Source organism: gamma proteobacterium symbiont of Scutellera amethystina, from assembly GCF_059730845.1.
The window spans coordinates 243,565-267,264 of record NZ_AP035936.1 but is presented as its reverse complement, the minus strand read 5'-3'; the positions used below and the strand labels follow the sequence as shown (position 1 = coordinate 267,264).

19 protein-coding genes are annotated in these 23,700 nt (G+C 56.8%); 12 read left to right on the top strand and 7 right to left on the bottom strand.

The annotated features are described in order from the left end of the window. Positions 1-154: 154 nt before the first annotated feature. Positions 155-3,460, bottom strand: coding sequence for an autotransporter outer membrane beta-barrel domain-containing protein (locus AC6I79_RS21285; protein ID WP_498027872.1), 3,306 nt, complete (start codon positions 3,458-3,460; stop codon positions 155-157). Positions 3,461-4,276: 816 nt separating this feature from the next. Between AC6I79_RS21285 and AC6I79_RS21280 the strand changes: the two genes are divergently transcribed. Both AC6I79_RS21280 and AC6I79_RS21275 read left to right on the top strand, forming a co-directional pair. Continuing rightward, positions 4,277-4,900: a response regulator gene (locus tag AC6I79_RS21280; RefSeq protein ID WP_498027871.1), complete on the top strand. Its 624-nt coding sequence runs from the start codon at positions 4,277-4,279 to the stop codon at positions 4,898-4,900. Continuing rightward, positions 4,900-8,406 carry a response regulator gene (locus AC6I79_RS21275; RefSeq protein WP_104187260.1) on the top strand — a complete coding sequence of 1,169 codons (3,507 nt, stop codon included), beginning with the start codon at positions 4,900-4,902 and terminating at the stop codon, positions 8,404-8,406. Before AC6I79_RS21280 ends, AC6I79_RS21275 begins: the two co-directional genes overlap by 1 nt. 9 nt (positions 8,407-8,415) lie before the next feature. Here AC6I79_RS21275 and AC6I79_RS21270 read toward each other — a convergent pair whose 3' ends face one another. After that, positions 8,416-9,000, bottom strand: coding sequence for a TetR/AcrR family transcriptional regulator (locus AC6I79_RS21270; RefSeq protein WP_088517635.1), 585 nt, complete (start codon positions 8,998-9,000; stop codon positions 8,416-8,418). Between the two features lie 173 nt (positions 9,001-9,173). Between AC6I79_RS21270 and AC6I79_RS21265 the strand changes: the two genes are divergently transcribed. Both AC6I79_RS21265 and AC6I79_RS21260 read left to right on the top strand, forming a co-directional pair. Further along, positions 9,174-9,620: a hypothetical protein gene (locus tag AC6I79_RS21265; RefSeq protein ID WP_031280103.1), complete on the top strand. Its 447-nt coding sequence runs from the start codon at positions 9,174-9,176 to the stop codon at positions 9,618-9,620. Between the two features lie 5 nt (positions 9,621-9,625). Next, positions 9,626-10,162 (top strand): RNA polymerase sigma factor, encoded by a 537-nt coding sequence (locus tag AC6I79_RS21260; protein ID WP_088517637.1) that lies wholly within the window; start codon positions 9,626-9,628, stop codon positions 10,160-10,162. A 41-nt stretch (positions 10,163-10,203) separates the two neighbouring features. Here the strand turns inward: AC6I79_RS21260 and AC6I79_RS21255 are convergent, their stop codons facing one another. Further along, entirely contained in the window at positions 10,204-11,223 is a 1,020-nt protein-coding gene (locus AC6I79_RS21255; RefSeq protein ID WP_498027870.1) for an MBL fold metallo-hydrolase, read from the bottom strand. A 214-nt stretch (positions 11,224-11,437) separates the two neighbouring features. Here AC6I79_RS21255 and AC6I79_RS21250 point away from each other — a divergent pair, with 214 nt between their 5' ends. The 5 genes from AC6I79_RS21250 to AC6I79_RS21230 all read left to right on the top strand — a co-directional run bounded on the left by AC6I79_RS21250 (position 11,438) and on the right by AC6I79_RS21230 (position 16,434). Next, positions 11,438-11,779 (top strand): gamma-glutamylcyclotransferase family protein, encoded by a 342-nt coding sequence (locus tag AC6I79_RS21250; RefSeq protein ID WP_136547798.1) that lies wholly within the window; start codon positions 11,438-11,440, stop codon positions 11,777-11,779. A 48-nt stretch (positions 11,780-11,827) separates the two neighbouring features. Continuing rightward, positions 11,828-12,631, top strand: a complete 804-nt coding sequence (locus AC6I79_RS21245) for an MBL fold metallo-hydrolase (protein ID WP_136547800.1) — start codon at positions 11,828-11,830, stop codon at positions 12,629-12,631. A gap of 114 nt (positions 12,632-12,745) precedes the next feature. Next, the gene (locus AC6I79_RS21240) at positions 12,746-13,546 is read left to right on the top strand and encodes a MetQ/NlpA family ABC transporter substrate-binding protein (RefSeq protein ID WP_021509481.1); all 801 of its coding nucleotides are present in this window, start codon (positions 12,746-12,748) and stop codon (positions 13,544-13,546) included. A gap of 420 nt (positions 13,547-13,966) precedes the next feature. Further along, a complete protein-coding gene (kup, locus tag AC6I79_RS21235; protein ID WP_498027869.1) occupies positions 13,967-15,835 on the top strand; it encodes a low affinity potassium transporter Kup in 1,869 nt (622 codons plus the stop codon). 293 nt (positions 15,836-16,128) lie between these two features. Continuing rightward, entirely contained in the window at positions 16,129-16,434 is a 306-nt protein-coding gene (locus AC6I79_RS21230; protein ID WP_021509483.1) for a YdgH/BhsA/McbA family protein, read from the top strand. 24 nt (positions 16,435-16,458) lie between these two features. Here AC6I79_RS21230 and AC6I79_RS21225 read toward each other — a convergent pair whose 3' ends face one another. The 4 genes from AC6I79_RS21225 to leuC are packed head-to-tail and all read right to left on the bottom strand — an operon-like array spanning position 16,459 to position 20,409. After that, positions 16,459-17,421: a LysR family transcriptional regulator gene (locus tag AC6I79_RS21225; protein ID WP_021509484.1), complete on the bottom strand. Its 963-nt coding sequence runs from the start codon at positions 17,419-17,421 to the stop codon at positions 16,459-16,461. Positions 17,422-17,451: 30 nt separating this feature from the next. Further along, positions 17,452-18,366: an alpha/beta fold hydrolase gene (locus AC6I79_RS21220; protein ID WP_498027868.1), complete on the bottom strand. Its 915-nt coding sequence runs from the start codon at positions 18,364-18,366 to the stop codon at positions 17,452-17,454. After that, the gene (gene leuD, locus AC6I79_RS21215; protein ID WP_498027867.1) at positions 18,363-18,986 is read right to left on the bottom strand and encodes a 3-isopropylmalate dehydratase small subunit; all 624 of its coding nucleotides are present in this window, start codon (positions 18,984-18,986) and stop codon (positions 18,363-18,365) included. The genes AC6I79_RS21220 and leuD overlap by 4 nt, the downstream gene beginning before the upstream one ends. Position 18,987: 1 nt before the next feature. Continuing rightward, on the bottom strand, positions 18,988-20,409 hold the full coding sequence (gene leuC / locus AC6I79_RS21210; RefSeq protein ID WP_498027892.1) for a 3-isopropylmalate dehydratase large subunit: 1,422 nt from the start codon (positions 20,407-20,409) through the stop codon (positions 18,988-18,990). 367 nt (positions 20,410-20,776) lie between these two features. Between leuC and mqo the strand changes: the two genes are divergently transcribed. The 3 genes from mqo (at position 20,777) to AC6I79_RS21195 (ending at position 23,644) form a co-directional block, all read left to right on the top strand. Next, complete coding sequence (gene mqo / locus AC6I79_RS21205; RefSeq protein WP_159377754.1) at positions 20,777-22,423, top strand: malate dehydrogenase (quinone); 1,647 nt, start codon at positions 20,777-20,779, stop codon at positions 22,421-22,423. Between the two features lie 199 nt (positions 22,424-22,622). Continuing rightward, positions 22,623-22,886, top strand: coding sequence for a hypothetical protein (locus tag AC6I79_RS21200; RefSeq protein ID WP_104187249.1), 264 nt, complete (start codon positions 22,623-22,625; stop codon positions 22,884-22,886). Continuing rightward, positions 22,883-23,644, top strand: coding sequence for a Fic/DOC family protein (locus AC6I79_RS21195; protein ID WP_136546541.1), 762 nt, complete (start codon positions 22,883-22,885; stop codon positions 23,642-23,644). Before AC6I79_RS21200 ends, AC6I79_RS21195 begins: the two co-directional genes overlap by 4 nt. The last annotated feature ends 56 nt before the right edge of the window (positions 23,645-23,700 follow it).

The following is a 23,700-nucleotide window of genomic DNA, read 5'->3' as shown; positions in this document are numbered from 1 at the left end:
ATACGGCTGTAGTCGCAGGACTACAAAAAGTAAGTCGCCGCGCTATGTTCCAGATCAATTAATTCTGTGTTAACACGTCAGGTGAGCAGTAAACAAAAGCGGAGAACGCGGGCGGGCATAAAAAAACGGCCCCCGTTGCGGGAGCCGTTGAGCATCAGAAGCTGACCTTCACGCCGGCGATGGCGCTGGTGTCGCTGTAGCTGTGGCTGCTCAGCTGCTGCGCTACGCCGCCCCACAGGTTGACGTTGGCATTCAGCGTGGCATCGACGCCCAGCTTCAGCTCACCGGCGTTGCGCGTGCCGGCCTGATGGATGGTAACGCCGTTCATTGAGGTGCCCAGCGCGCGGGTGTTGTGCACCCAGCTGGCCTCGACGTACGGCTCCACGCTGCGCCCCTGCTCCAGCCCGGAGCGCAGTGAGGCGCGCACGCCGACGTGGCTCTGCAGGTTATTTTCACCGGTGCCGCGTACGCGGGTGCCATTGCCTTCCGTCAGGTCATCGCCCTTCACGCCCTGCCAGTTCAGCATCGCCTGCGGACGCAGCCAGAAGCCGGTCGACTCGGAGAGCGTCGCCACTTCGGCGCTGTAGCCGCCGGCGAGCGACGCCAGGATGCCCTTCGACTTGTAGGACTCCTCGCCGATGTCCTCGCCCTTGATGCTGTTGTCGAACCAGCCGTAGCTCAGCGTGCTGTCGATAAACGCGCCGCTGCGCGCCGCCGCGTTCTGCTGCCAGGTGCCGTAAATGCCCAGGTTGTAGCCGTGCACCTGACCGCGCGACTGATAGCCGCTCACCGCCGAGCGCGATTTGCTCTGCGCGTTGCCGTAGCCGGCCATCGCGCCGAGGCGCAGGCTGTCCGCGCCGTGCAGCGTGCCGGTTGCCAGGTCACCGCCCAGCTGGATAGCATAGCGGTTGGTGTCGGTTTTCAGCTGGCCGCTGCTGTCTTTCTGATGGTTGTGACCGCCGCTGTTGCGCAGCCACAGGCGGGTGTGCTGCTGCCGGCCGTTCGCGTCCGTGTACTGCGTGACGCCCGGGCGATCGTCCATGCTGGTGGCGAACAGCGTGTTGGCCGCCGCGAGGTTGGCGCTGTAGCTCGCCGCTTCCGGGCGCACGATCATATTGTGCAGCTCCGCCGGCGGCGCGATGATGTCACCGCCGGTGCCTTCGCCCGGTGCGGTCACCGGATCGGTGTTAACCGGATCGGTTTCGCTGCCGTTTTTGTCGCTCACCAGATACCAGCCGTGCTGATCCGCGCCTTTTACCAGGTTGTAGTCATAGGCACCGGCGACAATACGCCCTTTCTGACGGAATTCGCCGTTGGTCGCGCCGTCCACCTGAATCAGTTGCAGGCCCTGAATGGTCTGCGCGCCGCTGCCGCCGGCGTTGTTCACCACCACGTCGGTGTTGCCATTGACGTCGCCCAGCACGTGCAGCCGGTCGGTGGCCGAGGTGTCGCCGCCCAGCGCCGCGTTCATCACCAGCGTGGCATTGTCCGCCGTGTAGTTGCCGTTGACGGTCAGCACCGTGAAGTTCGCGGTATTGTGCGCCACGTTGATCACGCTGTTGTTCGCGGTCAGCGCATCCACGCTGCTGTTGTCCATGATGTTCCACTGGCTGTTGTCGTTCAGCGTCAGCGTATTGAGGCCGGATGACGCACCGGTCCACACCGAGCTGCCGCTCAGGTTGATCTGGCTGTCCTGCGTCTGGCTGCGGTCGATGTCCACGTCACCGATGAACAGCGAGTGGTTGCTGCCGTTCAGTACCACTGACCCGGCGGTTGAACCTTCTGCTGTGTTATAGCCGGTTTTCAGCAGCGTGCTGCCGCTCAGCACCGAATTATTAGCGTCGATGTTCATGCTGGTGCCGGTCAGCACATTGACGGCGGTGCCGCCGGTGGCGGTGACGCGGGTATTGGCGAGTTTAGTGTCCGCCAGCATGGCCTGGCTCTGAGAAAGAATGCCGGTGGCATTTTCGCCTGTAATATTAATATTCGAATCAGCCAGATTAAGGTAATTGATTAGGTCCGGGTTATACACATTCTGGATGTTGAGCGCGGCGTTAAAGCCATCTTTATCGATACCACTTTTATCAATGGTGATATTCTGCCCGGTGAATGTACTTCCATCCTGCACCAGAATTCCGAAACCACCGCTGCGTGCCTGTACAGAAACATTTTCGGCATTGATATCGCCTGAAAATGCTGATAACAGCGCTGAATTGTTTGCATCAGTGACAATATCTACGTTCTTCAGATTTATAGTACTGTTGTCATAGCTAAACGCTGCATATCCGCCCTGCTGACCGACTTTTATCCGGCTGTCAGAGAGACTCAGCACCGTTCCGGAACCATTGGCGGCCACGCCTGAACCACTGCCGGTAACTTCTATTTCAGAGTTCGACGCATTCAGCGTCGATTTTGGATCTGCAAGCAGGCCATTAGCACCGGCGCCAGTAACCACAAATGTACTATTGTCCACGTTGAGCACAGAGCCCTCGCCGCTGGCGTAGCCGCCATGTGCATTCCGGCCAGAGGTGCTGACGTGGGCATCTGAGGCGGTCATCGTCCCCGAGCCACCGACGTACAGACCGTGGGCATCCTGCCCGCCGGTCGCAACCTGCACGCCGCTGGCGTTGAGTTTGCCACCGGAAATCGCTGCCAGACCGTAGGCATTGGTACCGCTGGTCGTTACTGCTCCGCCTGCCAGCGTAACTTCTGTCCCGGCCAGGTTAGCAAAAACACCAAAGGACTGGTCGCCATGGGTGACCACATTTACGCCATCCGCAGTCAGGCTGCCGCCGGAACCCGCCACCAAACCATAAGCCTTGGTGCCACTGGTGGTGACGCTGCCGCCTGTGATATCGATCAGCGAACCCGCAGCGCGCGAATAAACACCATAGGCACTGTCGCCGTGCGTTATATAGTCTGCGTTCTGGCTGTTAATGATACCGGCCGAAGAAGCGTAGGCGCCGTAGGCGGTTTTTCCGCTGGTTTCTACACGGGTGCCATCAAGTTTTAATGTGCCGGTCAGGCTGGCGACCACGCCGTAGCCGCCATCGCCCGTGGTTTGCACGCTGCCGCGCGTCATCTCAATCGCAGAAGACGCAAGGGTGGAGAATACACCGTAGCCGTTATTGCCATCATTGAGCACGATGACATCCGTGGCGCTGGCCTGCCCGCCATTCTGCACCAGCAGCCCATAACGATCGTTACCGGTCGCCTGCAGCGTCTGGTTGCTCAGTTCCAGCTTATCCTCAGGGCCGTTTACCATTGCGCCATGAGAAGAGGCCAGCGCCGCCGGTGAACCGGCCAGCAGCAGCGCCGAGCCCAGCGCGCCAATAATCAGTGATGATTTATTTGTCGCTGCACCAGAGCAGGAAGACTTCACTTTGCCGCGCGCCAGTTCCGAGGCCACGACATAACATTGCTGGGCATAATTCCAGATAACACGATAATTTTTGTTCATGCTTTTTCCTGATTCTGATTATGTCGAACCCGGACGGATACGACCTAACGGTTTAAACGGCGGCGATGCGATAAGAATTTTCTCCTCCACCTGATGCCGCAAAATAATTAAAGCTACGGGATTGGGCTGAATTCTAACGTTGAGACAGGTCTTGACCTCTTTAAGACCTGTCTCAAAACCAATCGCCAGACAAATAAAAACCATCAGGTTACGCTGTAGGCTGAGGACTACAGGTTTACTCACCTTGAAATTTAAATAATTCAAAAACAATGCATCAGCGCAACCTGAGTGCGCAGAGAATAAACGCCACGTCTCCCTTTGCAACCTGCAATGCAGCGTGGTTAATTCAGCGTTTATTCATTTACCCGAATTACTGCACGTCCGGCTTTTCACCTAAATACAACAACAACGGCTAATTTATTTATCAAATAATTCATCTGATGCAGATCTCATAACTTACCCATAACATCAAACATTTAAAGGGTTACGGTAAGTCGCTGTTATTAAAGCGCTAACCTTGCCACCCTCTGTTGCCATGTTAACTTTTTAAAAACTTACGAACCTTTAATCTTCAGCACTTAAGTTTAATAAATTCGCGCCGTTTATCCTTAGTGAATAATCTTTATGCTAAGCAGAAAAGTCGCAGGCGAGATTTTATCGTTGTAAATAAGACAGCCAGTAATCAGCTGTAAGTTATGGACTACATTTAAAAATAAATGCCCATGTACAGAATGATCTTGAGTTGATTAAGATGACATTATATAAGTGTGCTTTTGAACGAGCGTACTCAGTTTAATTAAGAGAAAGGCAGTGCGTATGGCTAACTTTGTTATTGTTGATGATCATCCCATTGTGCGCGTGGCGATAAGACTGGTGCTGGAAAATGCCGGGCATCGTGTTTCAGCAGAGGCTGTTGATGGCGACAATATATTTAGCCTGGTCAAAGAGAATGGCGCCGATGCGGCAATTATTGATATAGATCTGCCCGGCATTGATGGTATTGAAGCGGTCAGGAATCTTCGCACCGCGGGCTCATTAATTCCGGTGATTGTCATGAGCGGGAAAAACGCGGAATTTTACGCCTATAAGAGTAAAAAAGCCGGTGCCAATGGTTTTATCAGTAAAAAGAACAATCTGAACGACCTGGCACAAGCCGTTGACGCGGTGCTTTCCGGCTATAGTTTTTTCCCGCTGCGCCTGAGTCATCAGGCGGAGAGCGATCAGATGGTGCAGGATAGCGACAAGCTATTGCTGTTATCGCACCGCGAATATGAAGTGTTGCGCTATCTCGGCGAAGGCACCGAGATTGTTAAAATCGCCAGCCGCATGAAACTCAGCAATAAAACGGTCAGCACCTATAAAGCCAGACTGATGGAAAAGTTATCGCTGAAAAATCAAAAGGATTTACTCGATTTCACTCGCCGGAACCAGATTAACTGATGCGACTTTTTTCCCTGTGCACGCTGTGCTGCGCGCTGCTGCTGGTCGCCCCACTGCGCGCGGCGGTGCAGCAGCTTAACTATCAGCCCAACGATTTGCCGACGATGCCCGCGCCGATGCTCAATGACAGCGACTGGCACTGGCTGGGACAAAAGCGCGACAGCGTGATTGGCATCTATGGGCCGGATCGGCCACCGATGTTGCGCACCAATCCTGAGGGAAGAGTGTTTGGCTACATTCCCGATGCGGCTTACGCTGCGCTGCACAGCCTGGGTATCAGTTTTCGCGTCAAACATTACGACACCGCGCCCGAAGCCTTTGCCGCGCTGGCGCGCGAAGAGCTGGATATGATATTTGTGCCGGCCGGTGAAGCGGTCCCGGCGCATGTTAACGACACCATCAGCGTAACCGCGCTGAAAGCCAGTCCGGTTCGGGTGGTGCGCAGCAGCAGTAACCCGCTGGCCGGTCAGGAGTTTTTACCCGGCCCGGCGATAACATCTCCTTACAGCCAGCTGCCGCAGGTCGCGATGGGCACCCTGCCCTATGCCGATGTGCCGGCGGTGGAAGCCTATTACCTGATTGAACGCAACTATCTGAATACGCTAACCATCGATCACATTCTGCCCGATCTCAGTTCGCCGTATCGCTTTGTGGTCAACAGCAAAGAACACGTGCTGGCGCGGGCGATGCGCATTGCATTTGACGCCCTGCAGCGCCACGCGGCCGGTGAGATCATTGCCGCACGCTGGGATATCGCTAATATCACGCGTTTTGTCACCACGCCGCTGGCACTGACGCCCACCGAGCAGGCCTGGCTGCAGACGCACAGCCAAATCAACATGGCGGTCACGGACCTGGTGGCACCGTTCTTTATCAAAAACGCGCAGGGCGAAATCACCGGCATCGTGCCGGAGTTACTCAACCTGATTGAAATGCGCACCGGGCTGAGCTTCAACTTTGTTGAGATCAGCGACAGTCGCGATCTGACCGCGCGGATGAAACGCGGCGATGTGACGATTGCCGCACCGCTGATCTGGAGCCAGCAGCGCAGCCGTGACTTTTTGATGACCACACCGTTTATGTTCACGCCGGAAGTGCTGGTGACCAACACCGCCGCGCAGGATGCACCGCCAAAACGCGCCGCGCTGGTGCGCGAGCAGGATGCCTCCCACTGGTTCCTGAAAAAATATCCTGATGTGTCAGTCGATTATGTTGGCAATCCCAGCCTGGCGATGCAGTGGGTGGCGGATGGGCAAACCGACGCCACCATTAATACGCTGGTGGGCGCGCGCTATCTCTCCGAAGGTCTGTATCCCGGCAAACTTCGCTTAACCGAGCTGAAACCGGCGCAGGAAGCGGCTATCGCCTTTGGCATCAGCCGCAGCGAGCCGGAACTGCAGGACATCATGAACAAAGCGCTGGCAGCGATTCCGGCTGGCATGATGACCGATGTATTAACCCACTGGCAGGCCACGCCCGCCGCGCATTTCGACACCTGGAAGCTGTACCGCAAAGAATTTTATGTCGGCGCGCTGGGCGCAGCCACCATCATCGCCGTCACCTTTGTCTGGGCAGTGTTGCTGATGCGGCAGGTCAAACGCACGCGACGCACCAAAGCGCTGCTGCGCCAGGAAATTCAGCTGCGCGATCGCCTAATCAATGGTCCGCCGCGGCCGTTTTATGTGGCCTCGCTGGATGGGATGATCGTGCACACCAATCCGGCGTTTACCCAGTTTTTCACTCCGGAAGAGCAAACCCATCTGGGCTATTCGCTGTATGACTGTCGCCATCCGCTCTATCACGTATGGCAGCAGATCGACAAAAACATCCAGCCTGGCGACATTCCGGAAGAGGCGGAATTTGTTATCGATGACGGGCGGCAGAAGCGCCATATCCGTCACTGGATGACGTCGTACACCGGCGATGAAGTCGGCAGCGGCGGGCTGATTTGCGGCTGGCAGGACGTCACCGACTACCTGCAATTGCTGGAAGATCTTTCGCTGGCGCGCGAAGCCACTGAGCTGGCCAGCCAGAGCAAAAGCGACTTCCTCGCCACCATGAGCCATGAAATTCGCACGCCGCTCAGCGCGGTGATTGGCTTGCTGGAACTGCAGACGCAGGAAGGCCGCGCCGATACCGAACTGATTCGCGTAGCGCACGAAGCGGCGGTCAGCCTGATGGATATCGTCGGTGATATTCTGGATATGGCGAAAATTGAGTCGGGACGCATGACGCTGCAGCCGCAGTGGGTCAGCCTGCATGCGCTGGTGCGCCCGGTGATCTGTGCCTTCGACGGCCTGGCGCGGCAAAAAGGCATCAACCTGAACCTGATGCTGCCGGTCGGCGATGACGATCTGTTTTGCGATGCCAGTCGCGTACGCCAGGTGCTGTCTAACCTGGTCGGTAACGCCGTCAAGTTCACCGATCAGGGTGAAGTGAAGGTGACGGTGGGTCTGACGCCGCTGGAGAGCCATACCGAGCTGCGGATCCAGGTGGCCGATACCGGACGCGGCATCGATAAAGCGGCGCAAAATGCGCTGTTCCGCCCGTTCGAACAGGCGGGCCTGTCGGATAACGCTGGCACCGGACTGGGCCTGTTTATCTGCCAGGAGATTACCCGCCTGATGGGCGGCAGCATTTCTCTGGAGAGCGAACCCGGCGTCGGCACCGTGCTCAACGTCGCCGTGCCGGTCAGCGTGCGTGATATCGCTACCCCGCTGCCGTCTCCGGTCGCGGAACCGTTGCCCGCTGCGCCGCAGGTCGCGCTGAATGTGCTGATCATTGACGATCATCCGGCCAACCGCCTGCTGATTTCGCGTCAGCTGACGCTGTTAGGTCATAGTTTCCGCGAAGCGAACAACGGTGAAGAAGGCCTGGCGCAGTGGCGGCAGCAGAAGCCGGACGTGATCATTACCGATTGCAATATGCCGGTAATGAACGGTCTGGACATGACGCGCAACATCCGCCGGGAAGATAAACACACCTACATCATCGGTATCACCGCCAACGCGCAGCAGTCCGAGCGCCAGCGCTGCCTCGAAGCGGGCATGAACGAGTGCGTGTTCCGGCCGGTTAAGCTGGCGCAGTTAACCACGATTCTGAGCCAGATTCACAGCGCCAGCACGCTGTCGGTCGGTGATGATTTTTCTGACTGGGTGGATATTGCCGAAATCGAGAAATATATGCCCAACAGCCCCGGCGCGATCGCGGATTTTCTCGACATCGTGATTAATGAAGCACGCACCGATCTGACGCAGGCAATTGACGTGGTGCAAAGCGGCGATCTCGCGGCTGCCGCCAGCCTGTTTCATCGCATCACCGGATCGCTGCGCGTCACCGGCATCCGTCAGCTGACGGAGCAGTGCGAAATGCTGGAAGAGCTGGCGGAAATGCAGGAAGACAGGGAAATTATCCTGCTGCATTTACGGGAAGCGCTAACGCTGGTGGACAGGATGGAAGCCTCGTTGCGTCAGCAAACCACATCCGCCCAGGCCGGCACGCACTGATGCGCGCCGTCAGGCGTTTTTGATCAGCTTATGCAGCAGCGGATGAGTAATCTGCTCAAACATCCCGGCGTTATTAAATGCCCGCGCCGCCAGCATCGCGCCGTGCACGCTGGCCATCAGCGTTTTGGCTTCGTTTTCAGCGCTGTCGCTGAGCTGGAAAACGCCGCTGGCGGCGCCTTTGCTCAGCTGGCGCGCTAACCAGCCGGAGAGATCGCTGAAGTGGCCGCTGACTTCCGTGGCGACATCCGGCGGCAGCGTGGGCATTTCCGCCGCCAGCATCGCGCAGATGCAGAAAGGCGAAGTTCCCTCTTTAATGCAGTGCGCCCAGTAATCGACGTAGGCTTTCACTTCGTTCAGCGGATCGTTGATCTGTTCATCCATCGCCTGCATGCCCGCCTGCGCCTCAGCACGATATTCCTCCACCACCGCTTTCACCAAATCGGCTTTGCCGGGAAAATGGTGGTGGATGCTGGCCTTGCGGATATCCACCTGGGCGGCAATATCGGCATAGCTAAAGCTTTTATAGCCGCCGGCGGTGAGCAGCTGGCGGGTGCAGGCCATGATTTCGCGGGCTTTAGAGGAACGGGCAGTCATAACGCAATCCGGTAGAACAACAGAGATCGGTCAACCTACTGGCAGGCAGGGAAGAAGTCAAGCCAGCGGCCTGGCGTGCAGCGCGCACTTTTTTCATTTTTTCAGCAATATTTTCATCGCTGATTCGTCTACCTCATCACCAACCCTGTTTATCACCGTAATGAGGAACCCCAATGAGAGATTTTGACAGGCATCAGCATCCCCGTGGTCACCGCTTTGTTCATCACCGTATGGCGAAACCGCTGCTGCTCGGCGTGGTGCTGTTTGCTGCCCTTGGCCTGCTGGTGATGTCGCTGTGGAATGCGCTACTGCCGGAACTGACCGGCGTAAAAAGTATTGGCTTCTGGCAGGCGCTGGGACTGCTGGTGCTTTGTCGCATCCTGTTTGGCGGGCTGGGCTTCCATCCCGGTATGTTTGGCATGGCGCGTCGCCGCATGCATGAACGCTGGATGCAGATGACGCCGGAGCAGCGTGAAGCCTTTATGCAGCAGCGGCGCGAGCGGTTTGGCGGCCGTGGTCATCATGGCGGACGCTGTGACTGGCACGATCGCCGCAGCCAGCGTGACGATCCGCGCCCGCCCGCTGACGATGCGCCCGCCAAATCCCCGGATGCAGAGTAAACAGCATGGCGCAGGATTCGCGGCTGCTGGCGGCCCTCAGCGCCTGCCGCACTAAGCTCAGCGCCTTTATTCGCGGCCGCAGCGAGCGGCACGATGAGGCCGAAGATATCCTGCAGGAGATCAGCTGGAAACTGCTGCAGGTGGAACAGCCGGTGGAGAACGTCAGCGCCTGGCTGTTTCGCGCCGCGCGCAACGAGATCACCGATCGGTCACGAAAAAAACGCGAGCTCTCGCTGTTTAACGCCGCCGGAGACGAAGACTTTCCCGAGGATGAAATTGCCGAAACGCTGTTTGGCGTGGCGCAGACGCCGGAGGATGAGTATCTGAAGACGCTGCTGTGGGAAGAGCTGGACGATGCGCTCGCGGAACTGCCTGCTGCGCAGCGCGAGGTATTTGAAAAGACCGAACTGCTCGGCTTCAGCTATCAGGATCTGGCCGCTGAAAGCGGCGACAGCGTGCAGGCGCTGCTGTCGCGCAAACATAAAGCGGTTCTGTTTCTGCGCACCCGGCTGCGCAGCCTGTACGACGAACTCACGGCATGACCAGCGCAACCCGTAGCCAAACGGCCATCGGGTTGCGTGCTTTACCACCAGGCCGCGGTGGGCTGCGGCTGTAACAGATCAATGCCCTCGCCCAGCATCGGCAGACACAGTGCAACCTGATGCTCCGCCGCCAGCTGGACGATTTGGGTAAACGGATCGTCCCAGCGGTGAAAAGCTAAATCAAAAGCCGCGTTGTGAATCGGAAACAGCCAGCGCGCGTTGAGGTCCTGAAACGCGCGCAGCGTGTCCTGCGGCAGCATATGAATGTCGGCCCAGCGCGCATCGTAAGCGCCGTTTTCCAGAAACGCCGCATCAAACGGACCGTATTTTCGGCCAATCGCTTTGAAACCGTCGAAGTAACCGGAGTCACCGCCAAAAAACAGGCGGAACTGGTCAGAGATCAGCGTCCACGAACACCACAACCGTTTGTTGCTGTCGAACAGGCCACGGCCGGAAAAGTGCTGCGACGGCGTCGCGACAAAATGGATGCCGCCGATATCCCGCGACTGCCACCAGTCGAGCTGGATGACTTTCTCTGGCGCAACACCCCACTTAATCAGCAAATCGCCGACGCCGAGCGGCGTGAGAAAGTGCTTCACCCGATCTTTCAGCTGCATGATGGTGTGGTAATCGAGATGATCGTAATGATCGTGCGACAAAATAATGCCTTCGATCGGCGGCAGATCGGCCACGGCAATCGGCGCTGGCTGAAAGCGCTTTGGTCCCAGTCGCTTAAAGGGCGACGCGCGCTCGGCGAATACCGGATCGGTCAGCCAGAACTGGCCATTGAGCTTCAGCAACAGCGAAGAGTGGCCGAGGCGAAAGACGCTGTTCGGCGCGGCCTGTGCCAGCGCGGCGGCCGTGATGGGCTGCACCGGCAGCGCGGCCGGCGGCTGGGTATCTTTCGGTTTATTGAACAGGAAATCCCACAGCATTTTGCGGTAGTCGCCAAAGCTCAGCGACTGACGCGGCTGGACATTGCGAAACCTTTTGCCATCAAACTGAGCGGAGTGCGGATACTCCCTGATTGCACCCCGGCAGAGGCTGGAACCCTTCAACATAGCGCGGATACCTCGAAAAAGAGAAAGCTGGCTGGCAGCAGCGGTAAACATCTGCGGCTACGTTAACCGTTTTATGCCGCGCGCGTCCTCACATTACGAGCCATCGCACAACCGGTAACGCAGAATTTCGCTGCCGGTGTGGCCTTTCCCTGGCGGATGACACGGCGGCAGCAGGCAGGTAAAGTAGCGCTTTTGCATGATTTTACGAGGGAAAATGAACACGCTTTTCGTTTACGGCACGCTGCAGCCGGGCCAGTGCAATGCGCATATCCTGGAAAACATCGGCGGTGAGTGGCTGGCAGGGACGGTCGCCGGCACTTACTATGCCAACGGCTGGGGCGCGGCGGCCGATTTTCCCGGCATCGTACTTGATGAGCACGGCCCGCGCGTGCCGGGTTATCTGTTCATCTCGGACCGGCTAGCGCTGCACTGGCCGATGCTGGATGAGTTTGAGGATGGTTACGAACGGGTGCCGGTTGAGGTCACCACGGCCGACGGCCAGCAGCGGACGGCGTGGATTTATCAGCTGCAGCCACAGCAGGACGCCGCGCGCTAACCTCGCACCTTGCCTAAACTGATCCTCACCGGACTGTGAGGAGAAGCCATGATCACCATTTGTACCGCCTGCGGCACGTCTTATCAGCAGCAGCAACCTGCCCTTACGCAGTGTCGCATTTGTCAGGATGAACGCCAGTTTGTGCCGCCCGGCGGGCAGCAGTGGATCGATCAGTCTGCGCTGCGCGCCTCGCATCAAAACCAGTGGCAACAGCTGGAGTCCGGGCTGCTCAGCCTGCAAACCGTGCCGGATTTTGCCATCAACCAGCGCGCCTTTGTGCTGCAAACGCCGCACGGCAATATCCTGTGGGATTGCATCGCCCATCTGGATGACGCCACCGTCACGCTGCTGCGCGCGCTCGGCGGCCTGCACGCCATCGCCATCTCCCATCCCCACTATTACAGCACCATGCAGGACTGGGCCGACGCCTTCGACGCGCCGGTGTACCTGCACGCCAGCGACAGCGAGTGGATCATGCGCGCATCGCCCCGTCTGCAGCCCTGGCACGGCGACAGCTGTGATCTGCTGCCGGGCGTGCGGCTGTTACGTCTCGGCGGCCACTTTGCCGGCGGCACGGTGCTGCACTGGGCGCACGACGGCGGCGTGCTGCTGAGCGGCGATATTTTACAGGTAACGCCCGGTGCCAGTGCGGTTTCGTTTATGTGGAGCTATCCCAATATGTTACCGCTGGCCGGCGTCACGGTGACGGCCATGCTGCAGCGGTTGCAGGGCGTGACGTTTACGCGCCTGTACGGCGCGTTTGCCGGCCGCGAAATTCTCGCGCGTGCCGATGAGGCAGTGCAGCAGTCGGGCCGTCGCTATCTGGCCTGTCTGCAGCATCCACAGCCGTAGCGCTTACACAGACCCGCTGGATAAATACCAGGCGATCGCACTGCGCACGGATGTACAGACGTCTGGACGTATACTATAGTCGGTTTCCTGCAAACATAAGGAAACCTGCAAACAATGAAAAAAACATGGCTTACCGCCCTGCTGGCGGCCTCTGTCACCCTGCTCAGCGCCTGTGACAACCACAACGACAACAAAATTAAAGTGGCGATCAATACCGGACCGGATGAGGCGCTGTGGCAGACCGTGAAGCAGGTGGCACACGATAAATATCAGCTCGATGTTGATGTGGTGGCGTTTAACGATTACGTGCAGCCGAACGAAGCGCTATTCAATAAAGATGTGGACGCCAACGCGTTCCAGAGCCTGCCTTATCTGGAGATGCAGTCCAAAGAGCGCGGGTATAAATTTGCCGTCGTGACCAATACCTTCGTGTTCCCGATTGCCGGTTATTCACGCAAGATTAAATCACTGCAGGATCTGCCGGATGGCGCTACCGTGACCGTGTCTAACGAAGCGACCACCCTGGGGCGTAGCCTGCTGCTGTTGCAGGCGCAGGGCCTGCTGAAGGTGAAACCCGAAGCCGGTCTGCTGCCGACCACGCTGGATATTACCGACAACCCGAAAAAGCTGAAGATTGTGGAAGTGGATACGCCGCAGCTGGCGCGCACGCTGGACGATCCGCAGGTTTATCTGTCGATCATTAATAATAACTTTGCCGCGCTGGTGAATTTATCCGCCTCGCGTGACGGGATGTTTATGGAAGGCAAAGCGTCGCCATACGTGAATGCGATTGTGGCGCGCGAAGATAATAAAGACAGCCCGAACGTGCAGAAGCTGAAAGAAGCGTTCCAGTCCCAGCCGGTGCTGGATAAAGCCAACGAGATTTATAAAGGCGATATTATTAAGGGTTGGTAAGCGTATGCGGTCGCTATTAATCGCAACCCTGCGGCAATTACGGTCGCCATAAATGGCGACCCTACATCAATCGCGGTCATCATTAATCGCGAACCCACCACAATATTGTAGGGTGCGCATTCATGCGCACCTGGACCTGTCCCACCACCGCAACGCCCCCGCTACCCATCCCATTTTCTGCCAGCCAGCCCGCTTCTGCTGCTGTCTGAATCGTCTACACTTCAGGTTGAAAAAGCCGCAGCGGTGTAAAAATGGCGTAAAAATTTGGCCGATTGGTATAAAAATCGCGTACAAAAAAACGCCACCCCCTACCGATTACGCCGCTGAAACGCTATCTTCGCCAGCATAAAAGTGGGTGATTGCGACACGCCAGTGCGGTTGATGGCGCTCGCCCTTTCTCCCTGAAAAAACAGGAAATGTATGAGTCAATCAGAGAAACAGTCTCTGCCTGCTGGCATGCTGGCCGCCGCCGGCATCGTGTTTGGTGATATCGGTACCAGCCCGCTGTATACACTGAAAGAATGCCTGTCGATTTTGCCGGACGGCGCGCCGTCGGCGCTGGCGGTGATGGGCTTTTTGTCACTCATCTTCTGGGCGCTGACGCTCATCGTCACGCTGAAATATGTCTGCTTCGTGATGCGCGCCGACCACGACGGCGAAGGCGGCATTCTCACCCTGATGTCACTGGCACGCCGCAACGTTGGCCGCAAAGCCGGTCATATCATCGTGCTGGCCGGTCTGATTGGTGGCGCATTTTTCTACGGTGATGGCGTGATCACCCCGGCCATCTCGGTGCTGTCGGCCATTGAAGGCATTCAGGTGGTCTCGCCCGGGCTGGAAAAATATGTGGTGCCGCTGGCGCTCACCATTCTCGCGCTGCTGTTCATTATTCAGAAACACGGCACGGAAAAGGTCAGCCGGGTGTTTGGCCCGGTGATGTTTGTCTGGTTTGTGGCCATCGGCGCACTTGGCATACGCGGTATTCTGCTCAACCCGGAAGTGCTGCACGCGCTCAGTCCGTCCTATGCGCTGACCTTCCTGCTCAGCCACAAAGCGCTCTCGCTCGCGGCAATGGGCATGGTGGTGCTGGCGGTGACCGGCGCGGAAGCGCTGTATGCCGACATGGGCCATCTGGGCAAAGCACCCATTCGCCTCGCCTGGCTGGTGATTGCCATGCCGGCGCTGGTGCTGAACTATTTCGGCCAGGGCGCGCTGGTGATCGCCGATGCGCAGGCGCTGAACAATCCGTTCTTTAATCTGGCTCCCGGCTGGGCGCAGATTCCGCTGATTGTGCTGTCAACGCTGGCCACGGTCATCGCGGCGCAGGCGGTGATTTCCGGCGTCTATACCCTGACGCATCAGGCCATTCGCCAGGGCTTTTTACCGCCGATGCGCATCATTTTTACCTCGCATACCGAGTCCGGGCAGATTTACATTCCGGTGGTTAACTGGCTGCTGTTCACCGCCGTGATGCTGATTGTGCTGGCTTTCCGTCAGTCGTCGGCGTTGTCCTCGGCATACGGCATCGTAGTGACCGGCACCATGGTGATCACTGCGTGTCTGGCGGGCGTGGTGGCGCTGCGTAACTGGCGCTGGCCGCTGCCGCTGGCGCTATTGTTCCTGCTGTGTATGCTGGTGGTCGACGTGCCGCTGTTCATCGCCAACCTGATGAAGCTGCTGTCCGGCGGCTGGGTGCCGGTGCTGCTGGCGCTGACCATGATGGGATTGATGCTGATCTGGAGCAGCGAGCGTAACCGCCTGATTCGCCGTTTGAATAACGATCATGACGGTTTACTGGCGCTGGTGAAATCGCTGGAGAGCAATCCGCCGAACCGCGTCGAGGGCACCGCCATCTTCCTCGCGCGCAAGGAGTTTGAAATTCCCCAGGCACTGTTGCACAACCTCAAGCACAACCGCGTGCTGCACCGCCGCGTGGTGCTGTTGCATATCCGCACCACTGACACGCCGCGCGTCTATAACCAGCAGCGCATCAGCATTACGCAATTGTCGCCGTCGTTCTGGCAGGTCACTGCCGCTTACGGCTGGCGTGAAGTGCCGTCGATGGCCGAGATTCTGCATCTGTGCGGACTGGAAGGTTTTGGCTGCACGGTGAACGAAGCGTCATTTTTTACCGCACACGATACGCTGGTGATGAAAAAACGCCGCGGTCTGGCGCGGGTGCGCGGCGGGATTTTTCACTTCTGCCAGCGCAACGCGCTGCGCGCCCATGAACAATTTCATATTCCGCCCAATCGGGTGATCGAACTGGGCGGCCAGCGCGAGTTTTAAGCCGCAGGGCCACGGATGGCCGGATTTACCTGCACACAATGCACCGACTTTTTTAATGGCAAATGTAAGCAGATGAAAAAATATTAGCGAAACATTACCGGAGTTGTGGCGGAACTTTTCTTAACATCTAATTAGCAATTAAAGCTAAAACGCATAACCTCGAAAGGTGTTTATTAACCCTACCGGCATGATGATTCACCGTGCGCTTTGCCGGAATGTATAAACCAATAAACAACGATCTCAGGATCGGTTAATTCACTTCCGGCTCTGTTGTTATTTTGAGGAGTAAGACCATGAAAGCGTTAATTAACGATGTAATTTCCATTTTTACGCCGCAAAATGTTAAACCGGTTTTAATTCGCGCCGATTTAACGCACCGCGAATTATCTTCAATCCATCCGGCGGGTGTGACCTCAGTAAGCTGGGCCACGTCAATGGAAGAGTTAACAGACGCCATTGTGAAAAAAGCCCAGGCGGCCGGAGCCGTCGGTTATCACATCACAGACGTTGAATCGCATGAGCCGGGCCACGACGGCCAGCACGTGATGGCCGCCACCGCCACGCTGTATCACATCAATGACAAGGTGGCTTACGGCTGATGCTGGGATTAACACGTTTTTCTGTTATGGCCTGCCCGTCATTTCCGGCAGGCTTTTTTCATTAAAATAGGCGGCGAGAAAATCGAGAAAAACTTTAATACGCTGCGATTCTGCGGCGCGTTGCGTATAAACCGCCCAGATATTGGCTTCCTGATACCACTGCGGTAATACTGCCACCAGCTCGCCCGTCGCCAGATAGGGCGCCACATCCCACGCTGAACGCAGCGCAATACCATGCCCCTGCAATGCCCAGTGCAGAATCACCTTGCCGCTATTGGAAGAGTAATGGCTGTTCAGGCGACACAATACCTGCTGCTCGCCATTGGTCAATGCCCAGTTACCAAATGAATTATCGCGTTCATTAATGATCAGACAGCTGTGATGAATTAACGCATCCAGCGAGGCTGGCATACCGGCGCGGGATAAATACGCCGGCGCGGCACATAAAATGCGCCGGTTAGCAATCAGCCGGCGGGCAATATAGGAAGGATTGAGATCGTCGCCAACGCAGATTTCCACATCCGTGCCGCTCTGTAGCAGGTCGAATGCCCGATCGCTTAGCATCAGTTTAATATTCAGCGACGGATGCTGGTGAATAAATGCCGAAACCGCATCCGACAAATAGTCCTGACCGAAACCAAACGAGCAGCCGACGGTAATTTCCCCGGTCAGCTCGCCGCGCCACTGACGGAAATTATTGAGAAAGCCATCCATTTCCTGCACTACCTGCAGCGCGCCCTCCAGCGCTTTTTCACCTTCCGGCGTCAGGCGCATCACGCGGTTAGTGCGGAAAAACAGCCGCGTCTCCAGCTGTTTTTCCAGAATGGCGATGCGTTTACTGATGTAAGACGGTGACTGACCCAGCTCAATCGCCGCGCGGCCGAAACCGTCATGCCGCGCCACGCTGATAAACACGTACAGGTCTTCAATCGACGGCCAACCCTGTAACGGCTTCTGATAACTTTTTCCGGCAAGCAGTATTTTCATAACAGCACATGGTGAGTGAACGCCACGTGGTTATAACACAGATCCCAGGAAGCGCTGAAGCGAGTGCAGAAACCGCTCTGGCACCTCTTCCTGCGGTGAATGGCCGCACGGTAACGCCTCGCCCTGCACCTGCAGCGCCTTGTCCTGCCAGGTGTGCACCACATCATACAGCTGACCGACCGTGCCCTTTTCGCCCCACAACAGTAACAGCGGGCAGGCAATGCGCCGGTCGCTGTCAGCGGCATCGTGTTGCAAATCGATGCTGGCGGCGGCGCGATAATCTTCACACACCGCGTGGATCATCGCCGGATCCCGATAGCAGCGCAGATAATCTTCGAATATCGCCGGTTCGGTCGCATCCGGCGTTTTCAGCTGGCCATCAATGTGTTTACGCAAAAAGAACGCCGGATCGTGACCAATCATGGTTTCCGGCAGCGGATGCGGCTGAATCAGGAAGAACCACCAGAAGTAGCGCGTGGCGAACGCCTGATCGGTCAGCGCGTACATGGTGGCAGTCGGTGCGATATCGACAAACACGCAGCAGCTGACTTTCTCCGGATGATCGAGCGCCAGCCGGTGCCCGACGCGCCCGCCGCGATCGTGGCCGACAAACGCCACGCGCTGCAGGCCGAGCGCGTCGATCAGCTGACTGATATCCTGCGCCATGCTGCGTTTGGCATACGGCAGATGTTCAGCGTCACTGGCGGGCTTGTCGCTGTCACCGTAGCCGCGCAAATCCGGCAGGATCACCTGATATTGCTGCGCCAGCTGTGGTGCGATTTTACGCCAGGCCAGATGATTTTGCGGATGACCGTGCAGCATCAGTAAAGGCGAGCCCTTGCCGCCGCTGGCCACGCGTAGCGTAACGCCATTATCCAGCGTCACATCCTGCAGGGTAAAACCGGCGATAAACGGCGACGGGCCGCGGTCGATAATCTTACTCATGGTTGCTCCCTGGTGCGCTGCAGCCACGGACGCTGCGCAAAGTGCTGCGCTTCAAACTGGCTGATATCCGCTTCATATTGCAGCGTCCAGTCCACCGCGCTGCCGCCACCGATCAGCATTTCGCGCTTCAGGGCACTTACCGTAAAGTGAATCACTTCATCCGCGAACTGAATGGTTTGCTGCTCCAGCGACACGCTGATGGTGTTGCGCTGCGCATCGGTGGCCACCGCGCTCAGACGCTGATAATCTGCCTCGCTCAGGCTCAGCGTCAGCACACCGTTACGCTGGCAGTTATCGTCAAAAATGCCGGCGAAGCTGGTGCCGATAATCGCGCGGATGCCCAGCTGATTCAGCCCCCATACCGCATGTTCGCGGCTGGAGCCGCAGCCAAAATTGGCGCCGACCAGCAAAAACGTCGCGTTCTGCCAGCCCGGCTGATTAAGGATGAAATCAGGGTTTGGTGCACCGTCGGCCAGAAAGCGCAGGTCAAAGAACACGCCGCGGTCCAGCCCCTGCCGGTCAATGCCTTTGAGAAACTGCTTGGGCATAATCACGTCGGTATCGATGTTAGCAGCCGGCAGCGGTGCCAGCTTGCCGGTGATGGTAGTGAAAGCTTGCATGTTAAACCCCGGATTGCAGATAGTGACGAACATCAACCAGATGGCCCGCCAGCGCAGCGGCGGCGACCATAGCCGGACTCATTAAGTGAGTGCGCGCGCCCGCGCCCTGACGGCCGGCAAAGTTACGATTGGTGCCCGATGCGCAGCGATCGCCCGGTGCCAGCACATCCTCGTTCATCGCCAGACACATCGAACAGCCCGACTGACGCCATTCGAAGCCAGCGTCGATAAAGATCGCCGCCAGCCCTTCCGCCTCCGCCTGCTGCCGTACCTGGGTTGAGCCCGGCACGATGATGCCGCGCACGTGCGGCGCGATTTTGCGGGTGCCAATCACCGCTGCCGCAGCGCGCAAATCTTCAATGCGCCCATTGGTGCAGGAGCCGATAAACGCGTGGGTGATGGCAATGTCGGCCAGCGGCGTGCCGGCTTGCAGCCCCATGTAGTGCAGCGCATTTTTCATCGCCTGCTGTTTCACCAGATCGGGTTCGTCTGCCGGATTAGGCACGTGGCCGCTAATGGCGCAGGCCTGATCCGGGCTGATGCCCCAGGTGACCTTCGGTTCCAGATCGCTGCAATCAATGGTCAGTTGCCGGTCAAATACCGCATCATCATCGCTGCGCAACGTGTGCCACTCGGCCAGCGCCTGCTGCCACAGCTCGCCCACCGGCATTTGCGGTTTGCCGGCAATGTAAGCGTAGACCTTGTCATCCGGCGCGATAATCGCTCCGCGCGCACCGGCTTCCACCGCCATGTTACATAGCGTCATACGCCCTTCCATGCTCAGCGCATCGATCGCGCTGCCGGTAAACTCAATCGCATACCCCGTGGCGCCGGAAGCGCCAATCTGTTCGATCAACGCCAGCACGATGTCTTTGGCGGCGCAGCCAAACGGCAGCTCGCCGGTGACTTCAACGCGCATGGTTTTCAGCGTGCGATAAATCAATGTCTGTGTCGCCAGCAGGTGCTCGATTTCCGAGGTGCCGATGCCGAACCCCAGCGCGCCAAACGCCCCGTAAGTGGTGGTATGGCTGTCGCCGGCGGCAATCACCATCCCCGGCATCACCAGCCCCTGCTCGTGCGCCACCACATGTTCAATGCCCTGTCGCGGGTCGAGCACGTCAAACAGCTCGATGCCAAAGTGCTCCGCATTTTTGCGGAAGTAATCGACCTGCAGCTGACCGCCAGCGTCGGTCATCGCCGCATCGCGCACTGGCCGCGTCGGGTTCACGTGGTCGACGTTGAGTAGAATAGTGGCCGGATGGCGCACGCGCCGCGACCGGTCGCGCAGACCGCTAAACGCCTGCGGGCTGGTGTATTCATTGAGGATTGACCGGTCGATATAGAGCAGCACGTGCCCCTCATCGTCCAGGTGACGTACCACATGCTGTTCGATCAGCTTTTCATACAGGGTTTTGCCCGCCATGCTCATGTCCACGCGAAAGTTAAACAAGTCATCAGAGACCTTAGGGTAAACCCATTCGGCGTCAGATCATCAACACGCTCCGTGCAGTGATAGTGCATGATTTGTCATCGCTGCAGCGGATTTAATTTGACCTAAGTCGTGCCCGTCGTTATAAATAATAACCGCGCTCCGTTAGCGGATATATTGTTGCTTTTTCCCGCATTTCTGCTGTATTCCTGCCGTTTATTTCGCCATCCCGCTTTTATGAAAGTTAATTAATTGCCATCAATAGTTAATTAACTAAAAACAAGTTAATCTTTTCGTAACAATCTTTTAATTTGCCAACCGAATTTTTAACGTTCATCTGCAAAGAATAAACAGGACTGGCATGACTCAGACCAAAAAACTTGTGTCCGCGCTTTCGCTGACGGCACTGCTTGTCTCTTCAGCGGTTCACGCTGAGAACGCACCAGAAAAAACCGACGTGCTGCTGATTGGCGGCGGTATCATGAGCGCCTCGCTCGGTACCTGGCTGCAGGAGCTGCAACCGGGCTGGAAACAACTGATGGTTGAGCGTCTCGACGGCGTCGCGCTGGAATCCTCTAACGGCTGGAATAACGCCGGTACTGGCCACTCTGCCAACATGGAGCTGAACTACACGCCAGAGCGTGCAGACGGTTCCATCGATGTGAGCAAAGCGCTGGAAATCAATGAATCGTTCATGATTACCCGCCAGTTCCTGACCAGCCAGGTACAGCGCGGCGTGCTGCACGATCCGCGTTCGTTTATCAACTCCACCCCGCACATGAGCTTTGTCTGGGGCGACAAAAATGTCGAATACCTGACCAAACGTTACGCGGCGCTGCAGAAAACGACCCTGTTCCAGGGCATGAAGTTCTCTACCGATCACAAGCAGATCGAGCAGTGGGCACCGCTGGTGATGGAAGGTCGCGATCCGAATCAGAAAGTGGCCGCCACCTGGACGCCAGTGGGTACCGACGTCAACTACGGTGAAATCACCCGTCAGCTGATCGGCAGCCTGCAGAAAGATCAGAACTTCAAGCTGGAAACCTCCTCTGAAGTCACTGATTTCAAACGCAACAGCGACAACTCCTGGCACGTCACCATCAAAGACGTGAAGAGCGGCGCAAACCGTGAAGTGGATGCGAAATACGTATTCATCGGCGCGGGCGGTGCGGCGATCAAGCTGCTGCAGAAAACCGGTATTCCTGAAGCCGATAACTACGGCGGTTTCCCGGTGGGCGGTTCGTTCCTGATGACCGAAAACCCGGAAATCACCAGCCGTCACCTGCAGAAAGTGTATGGTCAGGCTTCCGTAGGCGCACCGCCAATGTCGGTACCGCACATCGATGCCCGTAACCTCGACGGTAAAAAAGTGGTACTGTTTGGACCGTTCGCCACGTTCTCGACCAAATACCTGAAGAACGGTTCGCTGTTCGATCTGCTGAGCGCCACCACCACCAGCAACCTCATGCCGATGACGCACGTGGGCATCGATAACTTTGACCTGGTGAAATACCTGATTGGTCAGGTGATGCTGAACGATGACGACCGTTTTGCCGCGCTGAAAGAGTACTACCCGAACGCGCGTAAAGAGGACTGGAAACTGATTCAGGCCGGCCAGCGTGTGCAGATCATCAAGAAAGATGCTGAGAAAGGCGGCGTGCTGAAGCTGGGTACCGAAATCGTGACCGATCAGCAGAAAACCGTGGCGGCCCTGCTGGGTGCTTCACCGGGTGCATCTACCGCGGCACCGATCACCCTGAACGTGATGCAGAAGCTGTTCCCACAGCAGTTCGCGTCACCGGAGTGGCAGCAGAAGATCCGCGCTATCGTGCCAAGCTTCGGCCAGAAGCTGAACGGCAACACCGCGCTGACCCAGCAGGTATGGGATAATACCGCATCCGTGCTGCAACTGACCAAACCGCCAGTGATTAACATGGACGATCAGCAGTCGGCACCTGCGCAGGCCAAACCGCGCGAAGAGTTCGCGAAGCAGGATATGGCGCTGTAATACGCCATCGCTGAGTCAATCGAACCGATGCCGGTGCGCGAGCAATCGCCCACCGGCATTTTTTTATCTGGAATCTGATGATTGCTATGTCAGACTTCACCAGTGTTACCGCTGAGAGATGCCCTGTGGTTCAGCGACTCTTCCCACTGACTTTGACGATGCAGCGTGCTAAAATTGAACTTCTGACGGGAGATTAATTATGAGCAGAAATGCATCTCTGAGTATTGCCAGCCAGATCCAGAATTTAGCGAAGGCTAACCATATCACCGCAGAGCGTGACGGTGTCAGCCTGATGGCTGCTGCGATTACTCATCTGGCAGGCGACAGAGTAGAACTGGATTACGTTGAACAATTGCTGGTTAATCTCAAAAGAAAAGGTGTGCTGACTAAAGCAGAAACGCTGAAGCTTCAGGGTTCTTATCTGCAGGAAAAACGTGAGCACAAGCAGAACTTCAGCGCATGACGTTTGATCCTTTCAGCGATTTTTCTACTTCTGGCTACCTGAGAAACGCGTTGGGGCTTAAAGATGCGGATGAGGTAAAAAAAGCTGAGCATCTGGCCTTTGAATCGAGCGCCGAAGATGCGCTTCATTTCCTGGCACTTCAACCTGCAATCACTTACAGCACTTTTTTGTCAGTTCATAAAATTCTGTTTTCTGACTTTTATCCCTGGGCGGGTAAAGATCGCAACGAGTTAGTTCCTCATCTTGCTGTGTTTAAAGGCATGCCAGAAGATGCTCATTTTACCATGTTTGAGCAGCCCCACTCGATTCAGCTCGCCGTTGATTATGCTCTGCGCCTTGCCAGCGACTCATCGCGGTTCAGAAAAAAACCGGGTGAGGTTATGGGACAACTGGCTTTTGCTCATCCTTTTCTGGATGGTAATGGTCGAACGTTGCTGTTGCTATTTATGGAAATGACCTACCGTGCTGGCTTTGCCATTGAATGGGCTAGAACCAAAAAAGATGCGTATCTTAGCGCACTCAGCGCTGAGATTCGTGAACCCGCTAAAGGCCATCTGGATAACTATTTACTCCCCTGCGTTGTTGATATTGCCAGTCGAAGCGAATGGCCGGCAATGATTAGTGGCATAAAAGGGTTGGACGGTTTAGATAAAGAAGACATTTACTACGGTGCGGTTGACGATCCCGATATCAAAGCGCTCTATCACAGCTATACGTCATCTTCCCGATTGCCTCATCCACCTGCAGAGTCAGAATAAATACGATTCAGTCACTATAGCGGGTCGCTATTAATAGCGACCCTACATGATACAAT

Coding starts and splice junctions, on each gene's coding strand:
- mqo (WP_159377754.1), top strand. CDS start 20,777: ATGACTCAGACCAAAAAACTTGTGTCCGCGCTTTCGCTGACGGCACTG.
- AC6I79_RS21280 (WP_498027871.1), top strand. CDS start 4,277: ATGGCTAACTTTGTTATTGTTGATGATCATCCCATTGTGCGCGTGGCG.
- AC6I79_RS21275 (WP_104187260.1), top strand. CDS start 4,900: ATGCGACTTTTTTCCCTGTGCACGCTGTGCTGCGCGCTGCTGCTGGTC.
- AC6I79_RS21245 (WP_136547800.1), top strand. CDS start 11,828: ATGATCACCATTTGTACCGCCTGCGGCACGTCTTATCAGCAGCAGCAA.
- AC6I79_RS21220 (WP_498027868.1), bottom strand. CDS start 18,366: ATGAGTAAGATTATCGACCGCGGCCCGTCGCCGTTTATCGCCGGTTTT.
- AC6I79_RS21200 (WP_104187249.1), top strand. CDS start 22,623: ATGAGCAGAAATGCATCTCTGAGTATTGCCAGCCAGATCCAGAATTTA.
- AC6I79_RS21240 (WP_021509481.1), top strand. CDS start 12,746: ATGAAAAAAACATGGCTTACCGCCCTGCTGGCGGCCTCTGTCACCCTG.
- leuC (WP_498027892.1), bottom strand. CDS start 20,409: ATGGCGGGCAAAACCCTGTATGAAAAGCTGATCGAACAGCATGTGGTA.
- AC6I79_RS21255 (WP_498027870.1), bottom strand. CDS start 11,223: ATGTTGAAGGGTTCCAGCCTCTGCCGGGGTGCAATCAGGGAGTATCCG.
- kup (WP_498027869.1), top strand. CDS start 13,967: ATGAGTCAATCAGAGAAACAGTCTCTGCCTGCTGGCATGCTGGCCGCC.
- AC6I79_RS21250 (WP_136547798.1), top strand. CDS start 11,438: ATGAACACGCTTTTCGTTTACGGCACGCTGCAGCCGGGCCAGTGCAAT.
- AC6I79_RS21265 (WP_031280103.1), top strand. CDS start 9,174: ATGAGAGATTTTGACAGGCATCAGCATCCCCGTGGTCACCGCTTTGTT.
- leuD (WP_498027867.1), bottom strand. CDS start 18,986: ATGCAAGCTTTCACTACCATCACCGGCAAGCTGGCACCGCTGCCGGCT.
- AC6I79_RS21270 (WP_088517635.1), bottom strand. CDS start 9,000: ATGACTGCCCGTTCCTCTAAAGCCCGCGAAATCATGGCCTGCACCCGC.
- AC6I79_RS21195 (WP_136546541.1), top strand. CDS start 22,883: ATGACGTTTGATCCTTTCAGCGATTTTTCTACTTCTGGCTACCTGAGA.
- AC6I79_RS21230 (WP_021509483.1), top strand. CDS start 16,129: ATGAAAGCGTTAATTAACGATGTAATTTCCATTTTTACGCCGCAAAAT.
- AC6I79_RS21225 (WP_021509484.1), bottom strand. CDS start 17,421: ATGAAAATACTGCTTGCCGGAAAAAGTTATCAGAAGCCGTTACAGGGT.
- AC6I79_RS21285 (WP_498027872.1), bottom strand. CDS start 3,460: ATGAACAAAAATTATCGTGTTATCTGGAATTATGCCCAGCAATGTTAT.
- AC6I79_RS21260 (WP_088517637.1), top strand. CDS start 9,626: ATGGCGCAGGATTCGCGGCTGCTGGCGGCCCTCAGCGCCTGCCGCACT.